Origin of the sequence: Streptomyces djakartensis, assembly GCF_014651075.1 — a bacterium.
Classification (GTDB): domain Bacteria; phylum Actinomycetota; class Actinomycetes; order Streptomycetales; family Streptomycetaceae; genus Streptomyces; species Streptomyces djakartensis.
This window is the reverse complement of sequence record NZ_BMWE01000008.1, coordinates 133,627-151,232: the sequence shown is the minus strand read 5'-3', so window position 1 is coordinate 151,232 and position 17,606 is coordinate 133,627. Positions and strand designations below refer to the sequence as shown.

Below are 17,606 nucleotides of genomic sequence, written 5' to 3'. Positions count from 1 at the left end.
GGGCCCGGCGCCCTCAGGTGCCGGGCCCCCTCCCCCGCTCTCAGGCCAGCGCGGGTTCGCTCTCCTCGGCCGCCTCCTGCCCCTCGACGTGCTGGACCGGCCGCTTGGGCAGGGCGAACATCAGCAGGAAGATGAAGCCCAGCACCGCGGCCACCCACAACAGCGCGTTCTCGAAGGCGTGCCCGAAGGCCGGGCCGATCTGGTCAGGGCTCAGGTGGTCGCCGATCGTGCCGAAGAACACCACCGAGACCAGGCCGAGGCCCAGCGCGTTGCCCATCTGCTGCACGGTGTTGATCAGGCCGGAGGCCGAGCCGGAGTGCGCGCGCGGCACCTCGGAGAGGATCGCGTCGGTCAGCGGCGCGATGATCAGGCCCATGCCGGCCCCCATCACCGCCAGGGGCGGCGCCATCTGCCAGGGCGTGATGCCGAGGCCGTAGTGCGCGGACTCCCAGACGTAGAGCAGCACCCCGCCCGCCATGACCAGCGCGCCCGCCTGGAGCACCTTGCGCCCGAAGCGCGGGACGAGCATCTGCACCGACAGCCCGGCGGCCGCCGACACGGCGATGGAGAAGGGCACCCCGGTCAGCCCGGCCTTCAGCGGGCGCCACCCCAGCCCGATCTGCATGTACAGCGTCCACACCAGGAAGAACACGCCCAGCGCGACCCCGAAGACGGTCTGCACGGCGATACCGGCCGCGAAGCTCTTGACCCGGAACAGCGACAGCTCGACCAGCGGGGAACCGTCCCGCCGGGCCTTGTGCCTCTCGTACGCCACCAGCACCGCGAGCACGACGAGCGACCCGGCCATCGACACGTACCCCCACATCGGCCAGCCCAGCTCGCGCCCGCGGGTGAGCGGGTAGATCAGCATCAGCAGGCCGAGCGTCACCAGCGCGACCCCCACCAGGTCCAGTTTCAGGGCCCGCGGCGCCCTGGACTCGCTGATGAAGCGGCTGCCGAGGACCAGGCCCGCGACGCCCACGGGCAGGTTGATCAGGAAGATCGACCGCCAGCCCCACCCGAACAGGTCCCACTCGGTCAGCAGCGCGCCGAGCAGCGGCCCGGACACGGCTCCCAGTCCCACGACCGCGCCGAACATCCCGAACACCTTGCCGCGCTCGTGCGCGGGGAAGGTGGCGTGCACGATCGACAGCACCTGCGGCACCATCAGCGCGGCCATGCCGCCCTGCAGGATCCGCGAGGCGACCAGCATCTCGGGGTTCACCGCGAGGCCGCACAGGGCGGAGGCGAGGGTGAAGCCGCCGATGCCGACGAGGAAGATCCGCTTGCGGCCGTGGATGTCGCCGAGCCGCCCCCCGGTGATCAGTCCGGCGGCGAAGGCGAGGGCGTATCCGGCGGTGATCCACTGGATCTGGCTGAAGGACGCGCCCGCCTCCCGCTCGATCGACGGGATCGCGATGTTGACGATCGTGACGTCGACGAGGTCCATGAAAGCGGCGGTCATCACGATCGCGAGGGCGTACCAACGGCGGCGGTCGGTGCCGCCGCCGTCCGTGCCGGGAGTGGTCTCGGTGGAGGTCATGGATCGAAACTAGACCCCCACTAGGTCAGGGCGTGTCCTACTGGTGCGGCATCCTCGCCCGTATGACGACGGACACACCGGCTCGGCTGCTGACGCTCCTCTCCCTCCTCCAGACGCCCCGCGAATGGCCCGGCGGCGAGCTCGCCGACCGGCTGGGGGTCTCCCGCCGCACGGTCCGGCGGGACATAGACCGGCTGCGCGAGCTGGGCTATCCGGTGCAGGCGACCAAGGGTGCCGACGGCGGCTACCGGCTGGTCGCGGGCAAGGCGATGCCTCCGCTCGTGCTGGACGACGAGGAGGCGGTGGCCATCGCGGTCGGGCTGCGCGCCGGGGCGGGGCACGCCGTGGAGGGCCTGGACGAGGCGTCGGTGCGGGCACTGGCCAAGCTGGAGCAGGTGCTGCCCGGCCGGCTGCGCCACCGCGTGACCACGCTCCAGGCCGCGACCACTCCGCTGACCAGCGGCGACGGGCCGAGCATCGCGCCCGAGACGCTGACCGTCATGGCCTCGACGGTGGCCGGGCACGAGCGGCTGCGGTTCGCCTACCGAGCAGCGGACGGCAGCGAGTCGCGGCGCCTGACGGAGCCGTACCGGCTGGTGTCGACGGGCCGCCGCTGGTACCTGGTGGCGTACGACCTCGACCGGGACGACTGGCGTACGTTCCGCGTCGACCGGGTGAGCGAGCCGTTCGCCACGGGGGCGCGGTTCGCGCCGCGCGAGCTGCCGACGGGAAGCGCGGCGGACTACCTCCGGCAGTCGATGCAACGCCACCAGCGTTCCTACGACTTCGAGGTCACGTTCGCCGCGCCGGCCGGCTTCGTCGCCGCCCGGCTGCCCAAGTGGCTCGGCACACCCGAGCCGTTGGACGACGGCGGCTGCCGGCTGCGGGGCTCCGCGGGGGACGCGGTGCAGTGGGTGGCGTTCCGGCTGGCGATGCTGGAGTGCGACTTCACGGTGCGTCATCCGGTGGAACTGGTGACGGCCGTCCGGGAGTTGGGAGCGCGGTTGAGCAGGGCGGCCGCCGGTGGGGCGTGAGCCGTTCGTCTCACGGCACCGGCAGGCCCCGCCCCCGTCGGCTCACGGCCCCCACGGGAAGTCCCGCAGCGCCGCGAGGTTCCGCAACGCCAGCTCCGCCGGTCCTCCCGGGCCTTCCACGGGCCCGTCCCCCTCGGCCCAGCACTCGAGGGCCGCACGTACGGCGGCGCTCGCGACGGCGGCGGCGAAACGCGGCTGAGGGGGGTGGGGGACGTGCGGCTGAGGAGTGTGGGCAACGTTGTCGCCACCCTCCGTCACCGGCGTACCTCGTGCCGCACCGGCACGTGTCACCCGTTCCGCGAGCACCTCACCGAGCATCCGTTCCGAGGTCTGGCAGACCTCCGCCCACACCCGGCGCAGCGAGGGGTTCGCCTCGGCGAGGCGCAGGAGCGTGCGGACCCACTCCCAGGAGGACACCGGAACCCCGGTGCCCGGGGTGAGGGTGTGGCGGGCCCCTTGCTCCAGGGCCTCGGGCACGCTCATGCCGGCCGGTGCCGCGCCCACCGCCTCCACCCAGCGCCGGGCGCCGACCGCGTAGAGCGGGGCGACGGCCTCCTCCTTGGTGGCGAAGTACCGGTAGAACGTGCGCGGGGCGATGCCGGCGGCCTGGGCGATGTCCTCCGCGCGGGTGGCGCGCAGGCCGTGCCGCACGAAGAGGCCTGCCGCCGCCCGGGCGATCTCCATCCGTGTCTCGGCCTTGCGTCGCTCGGTCAGCGAGGGCTGAGGCGGGGTCGGGGTGGTGCTGCTCACGCCCGGCAGCGTATGCCCATGTGACACAATCTGCCATCTGGCGGGCCACCCCGTGGTTCAGGTACGGGGTGACCCGCCACCGACACCGCCATCAGCGCGGGCATGAAACAGCCGGGCCCCGGCGCCCGGGGGGAGTGGCGCCGAAGCCCGGCTCTGGGAGAGTCCCGGCGCCGGGGGGAGTGCGACGGGACTTGGCTCTGCGGGGCCGAGGGGGTGCGGCCCCGGGCCCGAACTGGTGGACCCGGAAGTCTTGTTCCCTGAGCCCTGCGCGTTAAGCGGCGTTACACCGCCATGTTTGCGCGGTCTTTCGCCACCTGGCGTACGCGGTGTCACGCCGCCGCGTCGAAGCCGGTGCTGCGCGCCAGCTTCTTCAGCTCCAGCAGCGCGTGCTTCTCGATCTGCCGGATGCGCTCGCGGGTCAGGCCGTGCTCCTTTCCGACCTCGGTCAGGGTGCGCTCGCGGCCGTCCTCGATGCCGTAGCGCATCTTGATGATGGACGCCGTGCGCTGGTCGAGGCGGCCGATCAGGTCGTCGAGCTCCTCGCTGCGCAGCAGCGTCAGCACCGACTGCTCGGGCGACACCGCCGAGGTGTCCTCCAGGAGGTCGCCGAACTGGGTCTCGCCCTCGTCGTCCACCGACATGTTCAGCGAGACCGGGTCGCGGGCCCAGTCGAGCACGTCGGTGACGCGCTCCGGCGTCGAGCCGAGCTCGGCGGCGATCTCGGTGGGCTCCGGGTCCCGCCCGTGCTCACGGTTGAACTCGCGCTGCACCCGGCGGATCCGGCCCAGCTCCTCCACCAGGTGGACGGGCAGGCGGATCGTGCGGGACTGGTCGGCTATGGAGCGGGTGATGGCCTGGCGGATCCACCACGTCGCGTACGTGGAGAACTTGAAGCCCTTGCGGTAGTCGAACTTCTCGACCGCGCGCACCAGGCCGGCGTTGCCCTCCTGGATCAGGTCCAGCAGCGGCAGGCCGCTGCGGGGGTAGCGGCGGGCGACGGCGACGACCAGGCGCAGGTTGGAGCGGATGAAGATGTCCTTGGCCCGCTCCGCGTCGGCGACGAGGGCCTCGAGCTCCTCGCGGGTGGCGTCCGCCTTGGTCTCCTCGTACCCGTCGAGGACCTGCTTGGCGAACACACCCGCCTCGATGACCTGGGACAGCTCCACTTCCCTGGCCGCGTCGAGCAGTGGTGTGCGCGCGATCTCGTCGAGGTACATGCCGACCAGGTCGCGGTCGGCGATCTCGCCGCCATGGGCGCGAACACTGCTTGCCGCGTGGGCCGTCTCGCCGTTGGCGGACTGGCGACGGGCGACGGCACGGGTTGCCATGCGTGCTCCCTTGCGTGGTGAGGTCAGCGGGTGGTCCTTAGGACGCTGGACTCCGTCTCGGGACTCTCCGGGACTCTCCTCGGGTGCCCTGCATCCGATGGAAACAACGACTGGAATCAGGACAGAATTCCCAACCGACCCGTCAATTTTTCTGATCATGCAGTACCCTGTCCGGCCACACAGGGAGGCGGCATGTCGACGGAGCGTACAGAGGTGCAGGTCAGGCCGGGAGTCGAACGCGACCTCACAGCCCTCACAGACCTCTACAACCACTATGTACGTGAGACGGCGATCACATTCGACACCGAAATCTTCACTCCGGAGGCACGCCGCCCCTGGCTTCTCTCCCACCCTGAAGACGGCCCGTACCGCCTGATGGTTGCCGCGGACCCGGAGTCACAGGAGATTCTGGGCTACGCCACGTCGAGCCCGTTCCGCCCGAAGCCCGCCTACGCGACCTCCGTGGAGACCACGGTGTACGTCGCGCCGCGGGCCGGCCGACGGGGCGTCGGCACACTCCTCTGCAAGGCCCTCTTCGAGGCCCTGTCGAGTGAGGACCTGCACCGCGCCTACGCGGGCGTCGCGCTGCCGAACGAGGCGTCCGTCCGGCTGCATGAACGTTTCGGCTTCCAGCACGTCGGCACCTACCGGGAGGTCGGCCGCAAGTTCGGCCGCTACTGGGACGTGGCCTGGTACGAGAAGCCGCTGCCGTAGGGCGCGCAGCCGCCGAGGGGCCGGCGCCGTGAGGGGCGGGCGGTCAGCCGAACTGCACCGACCGCTTCGCCAGCCCCATCCAGAACCCGTCGATCACGGACTTCTGCGCGTCCAGCTCACCGGTAGCGTCGGCCGCGCCCATGGTCACGAACAGCGGGGCGAAGTGCTCGGTGCGCGGGTGGGCGAGCTGTCCCGCCGGCGACTTGCGGGTGAAGTCGAGCAGGGCATCCACGTCACGCGCCTCCAGCGCCCGCCGGCCCCAGTCGTCGAACTCCGCCGACCAGGCGGGGACGCCGCCCTGCCGGAGCGCGGCCAGGTTGTGGGTGAAGAAGCCGGAGCCGACGATGAGCACGCCCTCGTCCCGCAGGGGCGCGAGCCTGCGGCCGACCTCCATGAGCCGGACCGGGTCGAGCGTCGGCATGGAGACCTGGAGGACCGGGATGTCGGCCTCCGGGTACATCTCGACCAGCGGGACGTACGCACCGTGGTCGAGGCCGCGGTCGGGGACGTCCTGGACGGGCACCCCGGGGGCGCGCAGCAGCTTCCGCACCGACTCGGCGAGCTCCGGTGCGCCCGGAGCGCCGTAGGTCACCTGATAGTAGTGCTCCGGGAAGCCCCAGAAGTCGTAGACGAGCGGCACGGTCTCGGTGGCGCCGATGGCGAGCGGGGCCTCCTCCCAGTGGGCGGAGATCATCAGGATCGCCCTGGGGCGCGGCAGGCCGGCCGACCAGGCGGCCAGTTCACCGGGCCAGACGGGGTCGTCCGCGAGCGGTGGGGCGCCGTGGCTGAGATACAGAGCGGGCATGCGCTCCTGAGTGGCGGCGGACATGCTGCGGCTCCTTCCAAAACATGGTTCCCTAACAAAACTGTACGAGCCATTTGTTTAAAGTTCAAGGAGGAGCCGCGTAGAGTGGACAGCATGAAGGCACCCTCATCCGCACCGCCCCAGAGCCCCACCGAGGAGGCCCAGGAACCGCGCTGGCTCACCGACGAGGAGCAGCGCGTCTGGCGCTCCTTCATGGAGGGCGCCACCCTCCTCGACGACCACCTCGACCGTCAGCTGCAGCGTGACGCGGGCATGCCGCACGTCTACTACGGCCTTCTGGTCAAGCTCGCCGAGGCGCCGCGGCGACGGCTGCGGATGACCGAGCTCGCGATGCTCGCGAAGATCACCCGCTCCCGTCTCTCGCATGCCATCGCACGCCTGGAGAAGAGCGGCTGGGTGCGCCGCGAGGACTGCCCCGACGACAAGCGGGGCCAGTTCGCCGTACTGACGGACCAGGGCTACGAGGTGCTGCGGCAGACCGCGCCGGGCCATGTGGAGGCCGTGCGTCAGGCGGTCTTCGACCGGCTCACCCCTCAGCAGCAGAAGTCCCTCGGCGAGATCATGCGGATCATCGCCGAGGGACTCCAGCCGACCGAAGCGGGAGCGGACCTGCCCTGGCTCCGATGAGCCGGGGCAGGTCCTGGAAGCCGTGGGTACGGGGCGTCCCCTTCCCTCGTACCCACGGGTGGCCCGAAGGGGTGGTGCCGCTACGGCCGTCAGTGGGCGACGACCGGGACCTGCACCTCGTCCGCCACGTCCGTGTCCGAGCCGGAGCCGGTCACCGTGGTGCCGCCGGGCCGGCCGGCGTTGACGAAGGTCAGGGCGATACCGGCGGCGGCGACGAGGATGCCGACGGCGAACCAGATGGCGCTCGTGTAGCCCTGCACCATGGCCTCCAGCCGGACCAGCTGCTGCTGGGACCTGCTCGTCGCACCGGCGATGTGGTCGGTGACGTACGCCGTGGTCGCCGAGGCGGCGATGGTGTTCAGCAGGGCCGTGCCGATCGCGCCGCCCACCTGCTGCGAGGTGTTGACCATCGCGGAGGCGACACCGGCGTCCCGCGGTTCGACGCCCAGGGTGGCCAGCGACATGGCCGGCATGAACGCCGTACCCATGCCGAGGCCGAGCAGCAGCATCGCCGGCAGCAGCAGGGCGGCGTACGAGGAGCCGATCTCCAGCTGGGTCAGCAGCAGCATGCCGAGCGCGGCAACCAGGAAGCCGGGGCCCATCAGCAGGCGCGGGGCGACCCGGGTCATCAGGCGGGTACCGATCTGGGTGGAGCCCGTGATCATGCCGACGATCATCGGCAGGAAGGCGAACCCGGTCTTGACCGGCGAGTAACCCTTCACGATCTGCAGGTAGTAGGTCAGGAAGAGGAACAGGCCGAACATCGCGATGATCGCGAGGCCGAGGGAGAGGTAGACACCGCCGCGGTTGCGCTCGGTGACCACGCGCAGCGGCAGCAGCGGGGCCTTGACCCTGGACTCGACGATCACGAAGGCCAGCAGCAGCACCGCCGAGGCGACGAACATGCCGACGGTCACGGAGTCGCCCCAGCCGTCGGACTCGGCGCGGGTGAAGCCGTAGACGAGGGCGACCAGGCCGAGGGTGGAGAGGATCACGCCGGGGATGTCGAGCGGCGAGCGGTTGCGGCCGCCCTCCGGCTCACGGATGACGAAGTACGCACCGGCCGCGGCGACGACGGCGAACGGGATGTTGACGAAGAACGTCCAGCGCCAGTCCAGGTACTCGGTGAGGAAGCCGCCCAGGATCAGACCGACGGCTCCCCCGCCACCGGCGATCGCGCCGTAGATGCCGAAGGCCTTGGCGCGCTCCTTGGCGTCGGTGAACATCACGGCCAGCAGGGAGAGGGCGGCCGGGGCGAGCAGGGCGCCGAAGGCGCCCTGGAGGGCGCGGGCGCCGAACATCATCGCCTCGTTGGTGGCCGCGCCGCCGAGCGCGGAGGCCGCGGCGAAACCGCCGAGCCCGACCACGAAGGCCTTCTTACGGCCCCACAGGTCGGCTATCCGGCCGCCGAACAGGAGCAGTCCGCCGAAGGCGAGGGCGTAGGCCGTGACCACCCACTGCCGGTTGCCGTCGGAGATGCCCAGGTCCTGCTGGGCGGAGGGCAGGGCGATGTTCACGATGGTGGCGTCCAGGACGACCATCAGCTGGGCGAGCGCGATGAAGACGAGCGCTTTCCAGCGGTTGGCGTCCGGGACGCCGGGGGCCTTTACGGCTGTTTCAGACATGGGGGTACCCACTTCGGGACTTCGTGACGGAAAAATCGGGACTCGTACTGGAAAAAGGGCGGCGAAGCATCACGGCTCGTCGCGGCTCGTCCAGACGGACGGCCGCGGAGCCGGTCGCTTGTGGTTCAGACGGGTTGGACTGGCGGAACTGTCAGGTCGAGCGGCACTGGTCGCTCAGGACGGGCGGAGATCCTCCAGGGTCACGGCCGTGCCCGGCAGGACGGAACGAGCCGGAGCCCGCAGCCCGTCCAGGAACAGCTGAAGATGGCGGTGGACGAAGCGGTCGGCACGGAAGCAGTCCGTACCGGCCGGGGGCCTGCTGAGCTGGGCCACGGCGATCATGACGTCCCCGACGTCCACGTCGGAGCGGAGCTGCCCGGCCGTCCTGGCCCGGTCCATGACTTCCGCGACCTGCCGCTCGACCCGTTCGCGCGCGGCCTCCAGGTCCGGGTGGTGCTTGTCGAACGTGCTGGAGACCATCGGGCACAGCGCGCTGATCCGCTCGTCGGCGGCGGCGTGCACGAAGCGCTCCAGCGCCTCGAACGCGTCACCCGTCTCGGCGAGCGCCAGCTCGGCCGCCTGAGCCGTACGGTCCATGACGGAGCAGACGACCTCGCGGACCAGTGCGTCGCGGTCCGGGAAGTTGCGGTACACCGTGGCGTTGCCGACGCCGGCCCGGCGGGCGATCTCGTCGAGCGGCACCTCGGGGCCGTCCTCGACGAACATCTCCCGGGCGGCGGTGACGATCCGCTCCCGGTTGCGCAGGGCGTCGGCGCGGGGCCGGGGCGCCTTGCGCTCGACGGGGGTGGCGGTCTGCACGGCGTACTCCTGATGTGAGGCCTGCGGTACGCGATCCGGGGAGAGGCTCCCCGTTTCGCTCGGACACTTGGCTAAACGGGGACTGGGTCCCCGGTATTTCCCGCACCTGGACCTTTTCCTTGTGACCTGCCTCACAAGGCTGGAGGGATGCTACTGACGGGAAACCCCCGATCGGGCTCATCCAGCGGGCGTCCCCCACCTGCCTCGAAGCAGGGTGATCGCAAGGGTGCAGCCGGAAAGGAGGCTGCCGTGGCGCGGGAGGTCCCTTGCAGCTCCCCTTCAGACAGCCACGGCCCCGTCGCCCCCGGCCGCCCCGCACCGGACCACCCGGCACTGGTGGCGAATCCGTCGGCGACGACACCTGTCGTTCGAGTCTCAGCGACACGCGGGGCGTACGGCGTGTCGCTGAGACTGAGCGGACACTTACCGCTCGCTGCACGGATTCGGGACCTCCCGGCCGGGGGGCTCCGTACGGCGGCCGGGACCGCCGTACGGAGCCGCCGCCCGGCTGCCGGATACCCAGGCGGCGTCTGGCCGCCCTGGCCTGCGTGACCGCCCTGACCTTCACGGTGAGCACCTCCGTCGGCACGGGCCGTCTCCCCCCGGGCGCCACGACCGCCGGAGCCGGCCCGATCACGCTGCCCCACACCGCGGGCCACGGTCCCTGCATGATCCGCGCCACCCGCGAGGTCCAGATGTCCGAGGGCATCCCCACCTCCGGCAGCTACGCCCGCTCCACCGGCACCGTCCGCGCCCTCACCCTGATGATCGACTTCTCCGACGCACCCGGCGAGGGCGAGGCCCTGGACCGCTTCCGGGAGTTCTTCCCGCAGACCCGGCAGTGGTTCCGCACCAGCTCCTACGGCCGCCTGGACTACCGGCCCGAGACCCCGATCCCGACGTGGCTGCGCATGCCGAAGTCCTTCCGGGAGTACGGCATAGAGCGCGGCGCCCCCTTCGACCCCGGCTACCGCACGCTGGTCCAGGACATAGTCGAGGCGGCCGACCCCGATGTGGACTTCCGCGCGTACGACATCCTGAACGTCCTGGTCACCCCGAACGCGGGCCCTTCCGCCCTCGACACGGTCCTCTCCGTCACCTTCGCCGGCAACCCCGAGGCCCCGAGCGGCGACGGCATCCCCGTGGCGAACGCCTCCTTCGTCTACTCCCGTCAGGACGACGGCTCCGGCTCCTACGACCGCACCGGCTACCGCGTCCTCCCCCACGAGAACGGCCACGTCTTCGGCCTGCCCGACCTGTACACCGCGGAGGGCGGGGGCGCGGTCGGCCACTGGGACATCATGAGCGAGGACTGGGGAGCCAACAACGACTTCCTCGGCTGGCACAAGTGGAAGCTGGGCTGGCTGGACGCCGAGCAGGTGCACTGCGTCCCGGCCCCCGGCACCACGGAGTACGCCCTCACGCCACTGGCCCGCGCGGGCGGCACCAAGCTGGTCGTCGTCCCCCTGGACAGCCGGACGGGCTACGCCGCCGAACTGCGCACCCGCGCCGGCAACGACGAATCGGTGTGCCGACCCGGCGTCCTGATCTACAAGGTCGACGCGGAGGTGGACACCGGCATGGGCCCGGTGCGGGTCCAGGACGCCCGCCGCGACAGCGGCGGCTGCACACGGGCGCCGAACGTCCACGCGGAGCTTTCCGACGCGCCGTTCAGGCCCGGGGAGACGTTCAGGGACACGCGGAGGGGGATCGAGATCGAGGTGGTGGGCGCGGATCCCGCGGGGAACTTCCTGGTACGGGTGAAGCGGGACTAGCCGGTGAGACGGCCGCTCGGCCCACGTCCGGGGGCCGATTCCCGATTACCGTAGGCGTGCCGCGACCGCCGTACCGGAGAGCAGATGCCCGCGAAGCCCACGAACCACGCCGTCGAGACGGGAGTCCCGAGGGAGGCGGCCCCTGCGGAGGCGGCCCCTGCGCGGGTCGGCTCCGCGCCGGCGGGCCGCGCACCAGGTGCCTCCGTGCCGGCGAGCCTCGCGCCGACGCCCCCCGCGGAGGCGGTCACACCCCTGATCCGAGGCATCGCGGTCCTGCGGGAGCTGACCGAGGCGGACGGCACACTGAGCCTCAGCTCCCTGGAACGGGCCACCGGCCTGGCCCGCTCCACCGTCGACCGCATCACGGCCACGCTCGCCCGCATGGGCTACGTCCGCGTCGACGGCCGGGACGTCTTCCTCGCACCGCGCCTCATGGAGCTGGGCAACGCCTACCTGTCAGCCCTGCGCCTTCCCGCCCTCCTCTCCCCGCACGCGGACGCCCTGGCCGACGAACTGGACGAGTCGGTCTCCCTGGCGGTCGCCGACCGCGACGGCATCCGCTTCATCCACCAGGCGACCCGCCGCCGCGCGATGTCCCTGAGCTTCCGCATCGGCGACCTGCTCCCCGCCGAACGCACGGCACCGGGCCCGCTGTTCGCGACGGAGTGGACGGAGACGGACTGGCAGCGCTGGCGGACCCGCAGGGCGGCGGACCCGAGGCACCTCTCCTTCACGGCCGTGCCCCCACGCCGGTACCCGCCGGACCGGACGGAGAACGAGGACTTCGTCCGCCGCGTCGAGCAGGCGGCGGCGAACGGCTGGGCCCTCGACGACCAGCTGATCGAGCCGGGTCTGGTGGCGGTGTCGGTCCCGGTCCGGCTCCCCCGCGCGGGCGACGGGCGGGGCGAAGGCGCCGGGGACCGGGTCGCGTGTGTGGCGAGCGTGGTCAGCCACACCAGCCGCCACACGGCCCACCACCTGCGAACCACCCTCCTGCCCAGACTGCGATCGGCCGTCTCGGACATGGAACGCGAGCTGCGCACCGCCCCGTCCCCCGAGCCCGGCGCACCCCCCGCGAACCTGGCGCTCTGGACGGGAGCGTCCAAGCAGGAACTGGGACGTGACTTCATCGAGTCCCTGGCCCGAGGCCTGACGGTCCTCACGGCCTTCGGCGAGGGCAGGCCCGAGCTGACCCTCACGGAGGTCGCCCGGGCGACGGGCCTGGCCAGGGCGACCGCCCGCCGAGCCCTGATCACCTACCGGCACCTGGACCTGGTGACACCGACGGGCGACCGCACCTTCGCCCTGACCCCCCAGGTCCTCTCCCTGGGCTTCCCACCCCTCTCCCGCACGTCCCTGGCGGACATCGCCCAGCCCCACCTGGCGGACCTCGCCTCCCGCATCCACGAGTCGACGTCCGTGGCGGTGCTGTCGGAGTCCGGCGAGGAGATCCAGTACACGGCGAGGGTGTCGACGGGCCGGGTGATGAGTGTGAACTTCACGGTGGGCACGCGCCTGCCGGCCCACGCGACGGCGCTGGGGCGAGTCCTCCTGGCGGACGCCCCCGGGACGAGGGAGGGGGACCGGGCCCTGGAAGGAACCCTGTCCTCGGTCCGCTCCCAGGGCTACGCCCTGGTGGACGAGGAACTGGAGGAGGGCCTGCGCTCCATCGCGGTTCCCGTCCGCGACCGCACGGGCCGGGTGGTGGCGGCCCTGAACGCGGCGATGCACGCGAGCCGCCGCACCCCGGGCGAGTGCGTGACGGACCTCCTCCCCGAACTGACCACGACGGCCACCCGCATCGAGTCGGACCTCCACACCGCCGCCCGCTTCACCCACGTCCCCCTGGCCTGACCCCACTCCGACGGCGGCACGGGTGCGCCGCCGCACCGGACTGCCTAGGATGAGAGCACCGGGACACAGGGGGGTCGATGTCCACGCTGGGCGAGGCGAGTTCGGGGGCCGTGAGCGGATCGTCGCCCTTGGGCGAGGAGCGGCTCAAGCATCTGGAGTTCCTGCAGGCCGTCATCACACGGCTGTCGAACCACTCCTTTCTGGTCAAGGGGTGGGCCCTGACGCTGGCCGCCGGGTTCTTCGCCGTCTCCTCCAGCCAGCAGAGCTGGCAGGTGGCCGCCAGTGGGCTGGTGCCGTTGGCCTGCTTCTGGTTCCTGGACGGTCTGTTCCTCCGTCAGGAGCGCCTGTTCCGGTATCTGTACGACGATGTGCGGCGCCCCGGGGTGGAGGTGGAGACGCTCTCCATGGACGTGCGGCCGTATCTTGGGCGGATCAGCTGGTTCCATGCGACCTTCTCCCGGACGCTCCAGCTCTTCTACGGCGCCCTGCTGGTCGCCGACGCGGCGCTCGTCGCGGTCATACGGTGACGGGCCGGCTCCCCCTCCCCGGGCCGCATCGCGCTGCTCAGGGAGCCTTGCTCTTGATGTAGTCGACGAGTTCCGGCAGATCCCCCTCGCCCGTCTCGGGGTCGACGGTGTAGAGGGTCGGGCCCACCAGGTAGTCGGGTATGTACGCACTACCGTGCTCGGGGAAGGACACCAGCAGTATCCGCTCATGCCATGTGTCGCGGTTCCTGTGCACCTCCCTCATGAGGTAATTCGCCTCGAACCCCACCCCGTTGCCCTTACCCGGCACCTCCTCGTGCTCGGCGCGGCGCTTGTACGCCGGTGAGACGATCACGAGCACGCAGTCCGCCTTGTTGTACTGCTCGCGCATCCACCATGGCCAGTTCTGGGGCCCCTCGCGGTGGGCGAACGTGTCCAGCCGGACGCCGATGCCGTGGTCGCGGAGCCGCTCGCCCAGGTCCGCGACCCGCTTCTTGTGGACGTCTTCGTCCTCCTCGTGCGCGTAGGACACGAACACGCGGGGTCTGTCCGCGTCGTCGGCCGCCTTTCTCGGCTGTGGCACATCGGCCTGCGGAGCGGGCGGCTGGTCCAGGTCCCCGGCCTGTTCCCCACTGGCCCTCGGGGGGAACGGCACTGCCAATTCAGGCAGTTCGCCGACGGACACCTCGGGCGGGCTGTGCTCACCCCCGTGACAGACAGCGGCGGCGATCCGGTCGACGGCGTCCCGGTAGGCCTGGGAGCGCACCCCGCCCTCCTCGCGGATGATGCCGTAGAGGCCCTTGCAGGCGTAGCTGTCCGTGATCTCGCCGCTGAGGACCGGTGCGAGGGGAAGGCCGGAGGGCGGACTGGCCGGCTGCCAGCGCCAGCGCACCAGGACGCGGGCAGGCGGGTCGGAGGGGCGGAACTGCGGCGGCTCCAGGTCCAGTCGGTGCTCGAACACCGCCCAGTCGGCGCCGCAGCCCTCGTCGGCGTAGTAGGCCTGCGAGCACAGGGCGACGAAAACCCGCGCCTCTGCGACGCGTGGGCGGTTCTTGCCGCCCGGCCCGCCCGGGCACATGGCCGCCGAGACCTTACGTCCCTTGAGCCGCTCCACCGCCTGTACCAAGTCCTGATGGAAACGCGCCGTATAGGCCCGGTGCTCCACGGCGGCAAAGCTCGTGATGAAGTCGTCGGCCATGTGCAACCCCTCCACTCCCTGTGCCCCTCGGTAGCAGTGGTCACGCCGAGAGAAACCCAACGTTGGCCAGTTGGCTGCTCATGGGACACCGGTCATTCCTCGTACGCTGAGCGGGGGGACACATATCGCCACGCCGTCCGCCGCTCCGGCGTGGTACCTGGCCGACCCCCGCGCAACGAACGGGGGGTCGGATGCAGGGAACTTCGCCGAGCCTTGACACTACGTCATTGCCAGGAGTCCGGAACAGGCATCAGGGGCCTACGTGGGACGACTCGACCCCACCTCCCTATCATTGGCCAGAGCCTCGGACATCCGTGACGGAAGACGGCCGGACAAGACTGAGGGCTTTCGATCAATTCATCACCAAGCTGTCCAGCCGATGCAATCTTCGCTGCGACTACTGCTACGTATATGAATTGCGCGACTCAGGATGGCGAAAACGCCCCCGGATCATGACCGAGACTGTCCGCGAAAAGCTCGTTTCACGTATCGCGGAACACGCGAGAAAGCATGCTCTTGACCGCGTCCGGGTTCTCCTGCACGGCGGAGAGCCGCTCCTCGCGGGTCCCCGGGTGATCGCCGACTTCACCACGGCGGTCCGACGAGCCCTCCTGGGCACCGGAACCGAGGTGGACTTCGCCCTGCAGACCAACGGCGTGCTGCTCACCGAGGCCTTGCTGGATCTGCTGCTGGAGCTGAATGTCACGGTGGGCGTCAGCCTGGACGGCTACGCCGAGGCACACGACCGGCACCGGCTGGGACCCGGCACCGGCAGGGGCAGCCACGCTCGGGTGACCGCCGCGCTCGCCCTACTGGGGAGTGCTCGCTACCGTCCCCTGTTCGGCGGCCTGCTGTGCACGATCGACCCCGCGAACGATCCGGTGCGCACCTTCGACGCCCTCGCCGCCCACCGCCCACCTGCCGCCGACTTCCTTCTGCCGCACGGGACTTGGGACCATCCGCCGACGGGCATGGACGACGACAGGGCGCTGTACGGGGCTTGGCTGTGCGCCGTCCACGACCGGTGGTGGGTGACCGGACGGCCGATGCGGATCCGGCTCTTCGAGTCGATCGACACGCTGTCCAGGTACGGCGGCGGAAGCAGCAGCGAGGTACTCGGAACCGTGCCGACGGCGGCCGTGGCCATCGAGACGGACGGAACGGTCGCGTGGACGGAGTCGCTCAACGCCGTCGCGGAGGGGGCGGCCGGCACGGGAGGCACGGTATTCAGCCACTCCTTCGACGCCCTGCTGGATCTTGACGGTGCACCGGAGGACGGCGTGGGATCCCTGTGCCGCGTGTGCCGCGAGTGTCCTCTGGTGCGGGTCTGCGGTGGTGGACTGCGCGCCCACCGATTCGGACGCGGCCGGGGATTCGCCAACCCCTCCGTGTACTGCAAGGACATCTCGGCCCTCATCCGCCACGCCGCACCCTGGACGGATCAATGACTCCGATATTCCGGAACGCGCGGCCGAAAAGCGACGACTGTCAGCGCATATGTACGACTCTGCGAGTCCTTTCAGGTACGAGGACAGGCAATATCGGGTTTTCGAGGGCGCCAGGTGGGCAAAACCCCATAGCATGGATGCCAATTGGCGTGGGGGTGACGCACAACCGAAAGCCACCTGCGCACGCCACGTCGATGTGGGTCCATGGGCGAACACCGAGCCGTGGTTGCAACAGGAGGCAGGCCCTTGGGGGGGATGCTATGGGGCCGTTGTTCTTTACCAGCTACGCCAGCTCGACCGGCGACAGAGGACCGGTCCAACGGTTCCATGTCGATGTCCAGAACGAGATCTACAGCGTGCTGGGCCGCACCCTCTCCGCCAAGGGCAGGCTGAAACACCCCGAGCCTGCCGCCGGTCCCGATCCGGCGGTGCTCGACTGCCGTGCCCTGCTGGTCCTCTACTCCGCGGAGTACGTGGACGACGCGCAGTGCGCCACGGAGTGGTCGGTCTTCGCCGAGCGCATGGACCGCTGCATGCGGCGCACCGGGGAACGACCCGACTCGGTGGTCGGTGTCGTCTGGCGCTCGCACGCGCTGGTGCTGCCCCGGCCGGTCACGGTCGTTCGCCACATCGTCAACGAGGAGTACCAGGGGCCGGGTGTGCTCTGCCTCCAGCAGGATCCGCGCAGCCGGGACCGCTACCACTCCGTGGTGCGCCGCGTCGCGGCGCGCCTGATGCGTGCCGCCGAGTCCCCGCCGCCCGTGATGTCCGAGGCGGAGAGCCGCGCGGTCGCCCCACAGTTCGGGCCGAGCCGCGCCATGCCGCACAAGCGGCGCGACGTCGCGGAGCCGCCGATCGATCCGGCCGGCGTTCCGCCGGAGGCCTCGGACGCCGACGACCGGCAGATGATGCTCCTCTTGGTCACCGGCACCCGCGACCGGATGGACCGGCTGCGTGACCACGTCGGCTACTACGGGGAGCGCGCCGAGGACTGGCGCCCCTTCCGCCCGCGCAGCGAGGAGACCGTGACGTCCACGGTCGGCTGGGCGGCGCGGGCCTGCGGGGTCGACCGGATGGCCGTCGTCGCACCCGGCCCGGACTGTCCGGTACCTGAAGACATCGACGAGTCGGTGACGGTCCTCGTCGTGGTCGACCCCTGGCTGACGGGTGATCCTGCCTTCCGCGGGCTGTGGGAGCGGATCGTACGCTCACGGGCGCGAGTCGCCGCCGTCGTCGTCGTACTCGCCAGAACGGACGAGGAGAGCACGGCAAACGCGATCCGGCTGCGCGACGCGGTCTGCCGGACTCCGGCACGGATGCCCGACGCGGCCCACCACGAGGCGGGCAGCCGGGAGGCGCTCGCGCACATCGTGGTGGCCGTGATGGCCGATTCCGCCGCACGGCCGGAGGGTGTCACGGGCAACACCCGCGGCAGACCAGGCGAGTTGACGATCGAGAGTCCGGCGGAACGGCGCGTCCGCAGACAGCGCGAACGCGTCGGCTGGCTCAGGCGCGGGGCGAACCCGTGGCCTCCGGTACTGAGCAGAACGCCCGGCGATTCGCTGGGCCCGAGCTGAGCG

At 71.0% G+C, this 17,606-nt stretch carries 15 protein-coding genes; 8 read left to right on the top strand and 7 right to left on the bottom strand.

Going from position 1 to position 17,606, the window contains the following annotated elements; translation table 11 throughout:
- Positions 1-40 precede the first annotated feature (40 nt).
- A complete protein-coding gene (locus IE212_RS15815) occupies positions 41-1,543 on the bottom strand; it encodes an MFS transporter (RefSeq protein ID WP_190198470.1) in 1,503 nt (500 codons plus the stop codon).
- A 62-nt stretch (positions 1,544-1,605) separates the two neighbouring features.
- On the opposite strand from IE212_RS15815, the gene IE212_RS15810 reads away from it, so the two are divergent.
- Positions 1,606-2,577, top strand: coding sequence for a helix-turn-helix transcriptional regulator (locus IE212_RS15810; protein ID WP_190198469.1), 972 nt, complete (start codon positions 1,606-1,608; stop codon positions 2,575-2,577).
- A 42-nt stretch (positions 2,578-2,619) separates the two neighbouring features.
- On the opposite strand, the gene IE212_RS15805 is transcribed toward IE212_RS15810, so the two are convergent.
- Positions 2,620-3,327, bottom strand: coding sequence for a TetR/AcrR family transcriptional regulator (locus IE212_RS15805; RefSeq protein ID WP_229864353.1), 708 nt, complete (start codon positions 3,325-3,327; stop codon positions 2,620-2,622).
- A gap of 329 nt (positions 3,328-3,656) precedes the next feature.
- Complete coding sequence (locus tag IE212_RS15800) at positions 3,657-4,655, bottom strand: sigma-70 family RNA polymerase sigma factor (protein ID WP_190198468.1); 999 nt, start codon at positions 4,653-4,655, stop codon at positions 3,657-3,659.
- A 192-nt stretch (positions 4,656-4,847) separates the two neighbouring features.
- Between IE212_RS15800 and IE212_RS15795 the strand changes: the two genes are divergently transcribed.
- On the top strand, positions 4,848-5,369 hold the full coding sequence (locus tag IE212_RS15795) for a GNAT family N-acetyltransferase (protein WP_190198467.1): 522 nt from the start codon (positions 4,848-4,850) through the stop codon (positions 5,367-5,369).
- A gap of 43 nt (positions 5,370-5,412) precedes the next feature.
- Here the strand turns inward: IE212_RS15795 and IE212_RS15790 are convergent, their stop codons facing one another.
- Complete coding sequence (locus IE212_RS15790; protein WP_190198466.1) at positions 5,413-6,198, bottom strand: dioxygenase family protein; 786 nt, start codon at positions 6,196-6,198, stop codon at positions 5,413-5,415.
- 90 nt (positions 6,199-6,288) lie between these two features.
- Between IE212_RS15790 and IE212_RS15785 the strand changes: the two genes are divergently transcribed.
- Complete coding sequence (locus IE212_RS15785; protein WP_190198465.1) at positions 6,289-6,822, top strand: MarR family winged helix-turn-helix transcriptional regulator; 534 nt, start codon at positions 6,289-6,291, stop codon at positions 6,820-6,822.
- A gap of 89 nt (positions 6,823-6,911) precedes the next feature.
- Here the strand turns inward: IE212_RS15785 and IE212_RS15780 are convergent, their stop codons facing one another.
- Entirely contained in the window at positions 6,912-8,447 is a 1,536-nt protein-coding gene (locus tag IE212_RS15780) for an MFS transporter (protein ID WP_190198464.1), read from the bottom strand.
- A 174-nt stretch (positions 8,448-8,621) separates the two neighbouring features.
- The gene (locus IE212_RS15775) at positions 8,622-9,266 is read right to left on the bottom strand and encodes a TetR/AcrR family transcriptional regulator (RefSeq protein WP_190198463.1); all 645 of its coding nucleotides are present in this window, start codon (positions 9,264-9,266) and stop codon (positions 8,622-8,624) included.
- A gap of 548 nt (positions 9,267-9,814) precedes the next feature.
- Between IE212_RS15775 and IE212_RS15770 the strand changes: the two genes are divergently transcribed.
- From IE212_RS15770 to IE212_RS15760, 3 genes are all read left to right on the top strand, one after another.
- Positions 9,815-11,041 carry a M6 family metalloprotease domain-containing protein gene (locus tag IE212_RS15770; protein WP_229864351.1) on the top strand — a complete coding sequence of 409 codons (1,227 nt, stop codon included), beginning with the start codon at positions 9,815-9,817 and terminating at the stop codon, positions 11,039-11,041.
- Between the two features lie 84 nt (positions 11,042-11,125).
- On the top strand, positions 11,126-12,895 hold the full coding sequence (locus tag IE212_RS15765) for an IclR family transcriptional regulator domain-containing protein (protein ID WP_190198462.1): 1,770 nt from the start codon (positions 11,126-11,128) through the stop codon (positions 12,893-12,895).
- Positions 12,896-12,972: 77 nt separating this feature from the next.
- Positions 12,973-13,422, top strand: a complete 450-nt coding sequence (locus IE212_RS15760; RefSeq protein ID WP_190198461.1) for a hypothetical protein — start codon at positions 12,973-12,975, stop codon at positions 13,420-13,422.
- Between the two features lie 37 nt (positions 13,423-13,459).
- Here IE212_RS15760 and IE212_RS15755 read toward each other — a convergent pair whose 3' ends face one another.
- Positions 13,460-14,578, bottom strand: coding sequence for a toll/interleukin-1 receptor domain-containing protein (locus tag IE212_RS15755; protein ID WP_190198460.1), 1,119 nt, complete (start codon positions 14,576-14,578; stop codon positions 13,460-13,462).
- Positions 14,579-14,892: 314 nt separating this feature from the next.
- On the opposite strand from IE212_RS15755, the gene IE212_RS15750 reads away from it, so the two are divergent.
- Together IE212_RS15750 and fsxC are read left to right on the top strand one after the other, a co-directional pair.
- Positions 14,893-16,026 (top strand): FxsB family cyclophane-forming radical SAM/SPASM peptide maturase, encoded by a 1,134-nt coding sequence (locus tag IE212_RS15750; RefSeq protein WP_229864350.1) that lies wholly within the window; start codon positions 14,893-14,895, stop codon positions 16,024-16,026.
- Positions 16,027-16,295: 269 nt separating this feature from the next.
- The gene (gene fsxC / locus IE212_RS15745; protein ID WP_190198458.1) at positions 16,296-17,603 is read left to right on the top strand and encodes an FxsC protein; all 1,308 of its coding nucleotides are present in this window, start codon (positions 16,296-16,298) and stop codon (positions 17,601-17,603) included.
- Positions 17,604-17,606 lie beyond the last annotated feature (3 nt).

Coding starts and splice junctions, on each gene's coding strand:
- IE212_RS15815 (WP_190198470.1), bottom strand. CDS start 1,543: ATGACCTCCACCGAGACCACTCCCGGCACGGACGGCGGCGGCACCGAC.
- IE212_RS15810 (WP_190198469.1), top strand. CDS start 1,606: ATGACGACGGACACACCGGCTCGGCTGCTGACGCTCCTCTCCCTCCTC.
- IE212_RS15800 (WP_190198468.1), bottom strand. CDS start 4,655: ATGGCAACCCGTGCCGTCGCCCGTCGCCAGTCCGCCAACGGCGAGACG.
- IE212_RS15795 (WP_190198467.1), top strand. CDS start 4,848: ATGTCGACGGAGCGTACAGAGGTGCAGGTCAGGCCGGGAGTCGAACGC.
- IE212_RS15790 (WP_190198466.1), bottom strand. CDS start 6,198: ATGTCCGCCGCCACTCAGGAGCGCATGCCCGCTCTGTATCTCAGCCAC.
- IE212_RS15785 (WP_190198465.1), top strand. CDS start 6,289: ATGAAGGCACCCTCATCCGCACCGCCCCAGAGCCCCACCGAGGAGGCC.
- IE212_RS15780 (WP_190198464.1), bottom strand. CDS start 8,447: ATGTCTGAAACAGCCGTAAAGGCCCCCGGCGTCCCGGACGCCAACCGC.
- IE212_RS15765 (WP_190198462.1), top strand. CDS start 11,126: ATGCCCGCGAAGCCCACGAACCACGCCGTCGAGACGGGAGTCCCGAGG.
- IE212_RS15760 (WP_190198461.1), top strand. CDS start 12,973: ATGTCCACGCTGGGCGAGGCGAGTTCGGGGGCCGTGAGCGGATCGTCG.
- IE212_RS15755 (WP_190198460.1), bottom strand. CDS start 14,578: ATGGCCGACGACTTCATCACGAGCTTTGCCGCCGTGGAGCACCGGGCC.